Below are 6,373 nucleotides of genomic sequence, written 5' to 3' on the forward strand. Positions count from 1 at the left end.
GGCAGGCCCAAAGAGGGAACGCCACCCCCACGGAACGGGCCTTCTTCCACCATCCGGGATAACGAATTCGCCACCCGAAGATAAGCCACTACCGACAGTCACAGAACCATCGGAGTTTGACCGGAAAACCTGACGCGGCGTCATTCACGCTGACGGCCAACTTCGCCCCAGAAAGCCCTCGACAAATCGATCATGCGGATTATGCTTCATCGCGCAATTTGTACGTATTTGCCGCCAATCGCGGTGGGTTTTACGGGGAGACACCATGACCGACGACGTGAAAGGCCAGGGGGCCGGCACACGCGTTCACGAGGCCATATCCATCCAAACCAGGAAAAGCCCTGACAGCATCGCCGTCATAGCCGGCACCACCCGCCTCACCAACGCCGACCTGGACCGCCGCGCCAACGGCATCGCCCACACGCTGCTCGAACGCGGCATCGGACGCGGCCACCACGTCGGCGTCTGCCTGGAACAGGGCGAATGGCTGCTACCGGCGCTGCTCGGCGTGTGGAAGGCGGGCGCGGCCTACGTCCCGCTCGACCCGGCCTACCCCGCAGAACGCTTACGGTTCATGGCCGCGAACGCCGAGGTCACCGCGGTGCTCTCCACGACGGCAGCGGCCGCGACGGCCACCCTCACCGGGGCGGAGGTCGTCCACGTCGACGACGTCGCGCCGCGCGAGGACGCGCCCGGCGTGGCGGGAGAGGCCGCCGACGCCGCGTACGTGATCTACACCTCCGGCTCCACCGGGACGCCCAAGGGCGTGGTCGTGGAGCACCGCAACACCATGAACTTCCTGGCCTGGGGCGCGTCGGCGTACTCCGCCGAGGAACTGGGCGGCATGCTGGCCGGCGCGTCGATCTGCTTCGACGCCTCGATCATGCTGCTGTTCGTCCCGCTCGTCGCCGGCGGCACGGTGATCATGGCGGAGAACCTGCTGGCGCTGCCGTCCCTGCCCGCCCGCGACGAGGTGAGGACGGTCTTCGGCGTTCCCTCCGCGCTGTCGGTGCTGCTGCGCGACCCGCTGCCGGCCGGGGTGCGGACCGTGGTGTCGGGCGGCGAGCCGCTGACCGCCGCGCTGATCCGCCAGATCTACGCCAACCCGAACGTCCAGCGCGTCCTCAACATGTACGGCCCGACGGAGTGCAGCACCGCCTGCACCTTCTTCGAGGCGGGACGCGACTTCGACGGCGAGCCGCCCCTGGGCGAGCCGCTGGCCGGCGCCGTGCTGTCGGTGCGCGACGCGCAGGGCCTGCCCGTCCAGGACGGCGAGCTGGGCGAGTTGTGGATCGGCGGCCCCGTGGTGGCCCGCGGCTACCTGGGAGTGGACTCCCCCGCGTTCGGGTCCGGCCCGGACGGCGTCCGCGTCTACCGCAGCGGCGACCTGGTCCGCCGGGTGGACGGCGAGCTGCGCTACGCCGGCCGGGCCGACGACCAGGTCAAGATCCGCGGCATCCGGGTCGAGCTCGGCGAGGTGGAGTCCGTGCTGGGCGGCCACCCCGCGGTGCGGCGGGCCGTGGTGCTGGCGCAGACCGGCGACGACGGAGCCGCCCACCTGGTCGGCCACGTCGCCGCGACCAGTGTGAGCGAGCCCGAGCTGCGCGAGTGGCTGCGCGACCGGCTGCCCGCACACCTGGTCCCGTCCCGGATCGGGATCAGCGAGAGCCTGCCGCTGGCCCCCACCGGCAAGGTGGACCGCGCGGCCCTGCCCAGGCTCGGCTCCACGCGGCTGGTCGCCACGGCGCCGGTCGCGCCGAGGACCGACGACGAGCGCCTGGTGGCCGACGTCATCGCCGAAGTGCTCGGCCTCGACGGGATCGGCGTGCTGGACCGCTTCGCCGACCTGGGCGGACACTCCCTGGCCGCGGTCAAGGTGGTGAACGAGCTGTCGCGCCGGCTGGGGCACACCGTGCCGCCGTCGGCGTTCCTGACCGAGCCCACGGCGGCCGGGCTGGCCTCCCGGCTGCGCCAGACCGTCCAGGAGCCGGTGCGGCGGGACGGCGGCCGCAGCACGTACCCGCTGACCGGCATGCAGCGCGAGTTCTGGACCCTGCGCCAGCTCCATCCGGGCAGGCCGGTCACCACCGTGTCGGTCCGGCTGCGGGTGAGCGGCCTGCGGGACGCGGCCCCGCTGCGGGCGGCGCTGGACGCCGTCGTGGCCCGGCACGAGGTGCTGCGCAGCACCGTCGCGGTGAGCGAGGACGGCGTGCCGTACGCCGTGACGCATCCGCCGGTTCCGGTGCCGTTCGCCGAGCACGGCCCCGAGGCCGACCCGGAGCGGGTGGCCAGGCGCGCCGGCGCGTACGTGTTCGACGTGGCGGACGAGGTGCCGCTGGTCCGGGCCGAGCTGTGCTGGACCGGCGAGGCGGTCGCCGAGCTCGTGGTCGTGACCGATCACCTCGCCTTCGATGGCGGCTCGGTCGGCATCCTGATGGACGAGCTGGCCGCCGGGCTGGCCGGACGGCCGGTGGCCGGGCCCGCCGTCCAGGTCGGCGACGTGGCCGTGCGCGAGCAGGAGGGGCATCCGGAGCTGCCGCGGCTGCGCGAGTTCTGGCAGCGGGAGCTGTCGGGCGCGCCGGTGACGCCTCCGGCGCCCGCCGACCTGACGGCGGCGCGGGTGACCAGGCCGCTGCCGGAGGAGTTCGTGGCCGGCGTGTCCGCCCTGGCCAGGGAGTGCGGCGTCACGCCGTTCGCGGTCTACCTGGCCGGGCTCGCCCTGGCCGGCGCGGAGCCGGACATGCTGATCGGCGCGGTCGCGGCGCGCCGCGCCGGCGCCGAGCTGGCCGGGGTCGTCGGCCCGCTGGTCGACACCGTGCCGGTGCGGCTGCGGACCGGCGACGCCTCGACCTTCCGCGACCTGGTGCGCCAGGCCGCGGACGCCACCACGCGGGCGCTGATCCACCAGGAGATCCCGCCCGCCGAGCTGCCCCGCGCCGCCGTGCTGCTGGCCATGCAGCACAGCGAGGTCCCGGTACGCGTGGAAGGTCTGGAACTGCTCACCGAACTCGGTTCGGGAGCCGCCGGCCACGAGCTCAGCGTGCTGGTCAACCGCACGGCGTCCGGCGGCGAGCTGCACCTGGAGTACGCCACCGCGGTGCTCGGCCGGGACCGCGCCGAGGCGTACGTGGACCGCCTGATCGCCCTGCTCCGGCACGCCATGACGGACCCCGGCCGCGAACTGGAGCTCGTCACCCCGGACGAGCGGGCCGCGCTGCTGGCGCTGGCCGCCGGGCCGGAGCTGCCGCGACCGCTGCCGACCGTGCCGCGGGCGATCGCGGCCCACACCACGGGAACGGCCGTGGTGGGCCCCGACGGCACGTCGCTGAGCTTCGCCGACCTGAACGACTGGGCCGACCGGGCGGCGGCGACGCTGCTGGAGCACGGCGTGGCCCCCGGGGACGTCGTCGGCGTCCGCCTGCCGCGCGACCACCTGATGCCCGCCGTCCTGCTGGCGGTGTGGCGGGCGGGCGCGGCGTACCTGCCGATGGATCCCGAGCACCCGGCCGAGCGGCTGCGGCTGCTGGCCGAGGACGCCGGGGCCCGCGTCGTGCTCGCCAGGGGCGGCGTGCCGGGGCCCGGCGTCCTGGACCTCGACCGGCTGGAGCTCGACGGGCGCGCCGAGCTGCCCGAGGTCCGGCCCGGCGACCTGGCGTACGTGATGTACACCTCCGGCTCGACCGGCACGCCCAAGGGCGTCGAGGTCACCCACGCGAACCTGGCCGCCCTGGTGGCGGGCACGGCGGCCGCGCTGCGCCTGGGCCCGGACGACGTGCAGCCGGCCGTGGCGCCGCTGACGTTCGACGCCGCGGCCTCCGAGCTGTGGACGGTCCTGACCTGCGGCGGGACCAGCGTGGTGGTGGACAGGGCCACCGCCAGGGACGGTCACGCGCTGGCCGAGGCGGCCGCCAAGGCCACGGTGCTCGACCTGGTGCCGACGGCGTACCGGATGCTGATCGAGGCCGGCTGGACGGGCGACGCGGAGCTGCGCGCGGTCACCGGCGGCGAGGCGCTGGACCCGGGCCTGGCCGCGGAGATCCTGGCGCGGGCCGGCGAGTTGTGGAACGCCTACGGCCCCACCGAGGCCACCGTCACCTCGACCATGCACCGCGTGTCCGCCGGCGAGCCCGGCCCGGTGCCGATCGGCTCGCCGATGCCCGGCGAGCGGGCCTACGTCGTCGACCCGCGGCTGCGGCTGCTGCCGCCGGGCGCGGTGGGCGAACTGCTGCTGGGCGGCGCGGGCGTGGCCCGGGGGTACCGGAACCGTCCGGGGCTGTCCGGATTCGTGGACGATCCCTTCGTCCCCGGCGGCAGGTGTTACCGGACGGGGGACCTCGCGCGGTGGCGGCCCGACGGGACGCTGGAGTTCCACGGCCGCCGCGACCACCAGGTGAAGGTCCGCGGCTACCGCATCGAGCTGGGCGAGGTCGAGGCCGTGCTGCGCGAGGTGGCCCAGGGCGCGGTGACCGTGTCCGGCACGGGCGCCCAGGCCCACCTGGTCGGCTACGTCACGCCCGAGACGGCCGATCCGGCGGCGGTGGAGCGACATCTGCGCGCCCGGCTGCCCGACCACATGGTGCCGCGGCGGTGGGTGGCGCTGGCCGCCCTGCCCACCCTGTCCAGCGGCAAGGTGGACCGGGACGCCCTGCCCGAGCCCGGCGACGGCCCGCGGGCCGAACGGGTCGCGCCCGCCTCCGACGCCGAGATCATGGTCGCCTCGATCTGGGCGGCGGTGCTCGGCCGTCCGGCCGTCTGGGCCGACGACGACTTCTTCGCCCTGGGCGGCAGCTCCTTCGCCGCCACCCGGGTGGCGGGACGGCTCCGCGAGGTCCTGCAGCTCGCCGTGCCGGTGCGGCTGCTCTTCGACCGTCCGGTGCTCGCGGACTTCGCCGCGGGCCTGGAAGAGCTGCTGCTCGCCGACCTGACGGACGGGGTGGAGGCATGACCGAGGTGCAGCGGGACCGGGTCGCCGACCTGCTCCGTTCCCGGCTCGCGGCGGCGCGGGCCGCGGCCGAGACCCTTGAGGAAGCCGCTCCGGCGGGCATTCCGGCGCTGTCGGCCGTGGACATGCCGCTGTCCCCGCTCCAGGAGCGGCTGTGGTTCCTGGCCCAGCTGGAGCCGGACTCCCCCGCCTACAACGTGCCGCAGGCGCTGCGGCTGCGCGGGCCGGTGGACCTCGACGCCCTCACCGGCGCGCTGGCCGACGTGGGCGAGCGGCATTGGGTGCTGCGCGGCGTCGTCGAGGGGCGGCGGGTGCGGCCGGCCGCCGGCGTGCCCGTCAGCGTGGTGGAGGTGACCCCCGAGTCGCTGGAGTGGGAGCTGCGGGCCGAGGCCTGGCGGCCCTTCCGGCTGGACGCCGAGCCGCCCATGCGGGCCACGGTGTTCCGGCTCGGCGCCGACGACCACGTGCTCGTGCTGGTCCTGCATCACATCGTCACCGACGCCTGGTCGGAGCAGGTGCTGCTGCGCGACCTGTCGGCGCTGTACGCGGCCCGGCTCGGCGCCGGCCCCCGGCCGGAGCCCCCGGCCCTGCAGTACGCCGACGTCGCCGCCTGGGAGGCCGGCCAGAACGCGCACGAGACGGCCGGCGAGACCGACCTGGACTGGTGGACGCGGCGGCTGACCGGGCTGGCCCCGGTGCTCGACCTGCCCACCGACCGGCCCCGTCCCGCCGTGCCGGCCTGGAGCGGGCGCACGGTCGGCTTCGAGGTGCACGGGGAGCTGGCGGCCAAGGTGCGGGCCACCGCCGGGACGACGCCGTTCATGGTCTTCCTGGCCGGGTTGCAGGCGTTGCTGGGCCGGTTGGCCGGCAGCGACGACATCGCGGTGGGCGTACCGCACGCCGGGCGGCACCATCCCGACACCGAGGGCGTGGTGGGCTGCTTCCTCAACACCCTGGTGCTGCGTACCGACGTCGGCGGCGACCCCACCGGGCGCGAGCTGCTGGCCCGGGCCCGTACGACCGCCCTGGACGCCTTCGCCCACAGCCGCACGCCGTTCGAGCGGATCGTGGAGCGGTTGCAGCCGGAGCGGAACCTGTCGGTCACCCCGCTGTTCCAGGTGATGCTGAACGTGTACGACAGCGTCGCCCCGATGAGCCTGCCCGGGGTCGAGGTCGTGGCCGAGCGGCTGACGTCGCCGACGGCCAAGTTCGACCTCAACCTGACGCTGGAGGATCGCGGGGACGGGTTCGACGGCGTGCTCGAATTCCGCACGGACCTGTTCGACGAGGCGACCGTCCGCAGGCTGGTGGACTGGTACCTCGCCCTGCTCGGCGGGATGTTGTCCGACCTGGACGCGCCGGTGGGGGCGGTGCCGCTGGAGCCGGTGACCGGTCCCGTCCTGGCCGGTCCCGCGCCCACGGACGCGTCCG

At 75.0% G+C, this 6,373-nt stretch carries 2 protein-coding genes; both read left to right on the forward strand.

All coding sequences use genetic code 11. The features are described 5' to 3' along the window. The first annotated feature begins 265 nt into the window (after positions 1-265). On the forward strand, positions 266-4,945 hold the full coding sequence (locus tag AB0J71_RS47200; protein WP_364420823.1) for an amino acid adenylation domain-containing protein: 4,680 nt from the start codon (positions 266-268) through the stop codon (positions 4,943-4,945). Then, on the forward strand, positions 4,942-6,373 hold a 1,432-nt coding region (locus tag AB0J71_RS47205; RefSeq protein ID WP_364420825.1), incomplete at its 3' end, for a condensation domain-containing protein. The genes AB0J71_RS47200 and AB0J71_RS47205, both read left to right, overlap by 4 nt.

This window comes from Nonomuraea sp. NPDC049637 (genome assembly GCF_040675235.1).
Taxonomy (GTDB): Bacteria; Actinomycetota; Actinomycetes; order Streptosporangiales; family Streptosporangiaceae; genus Nonomuraea.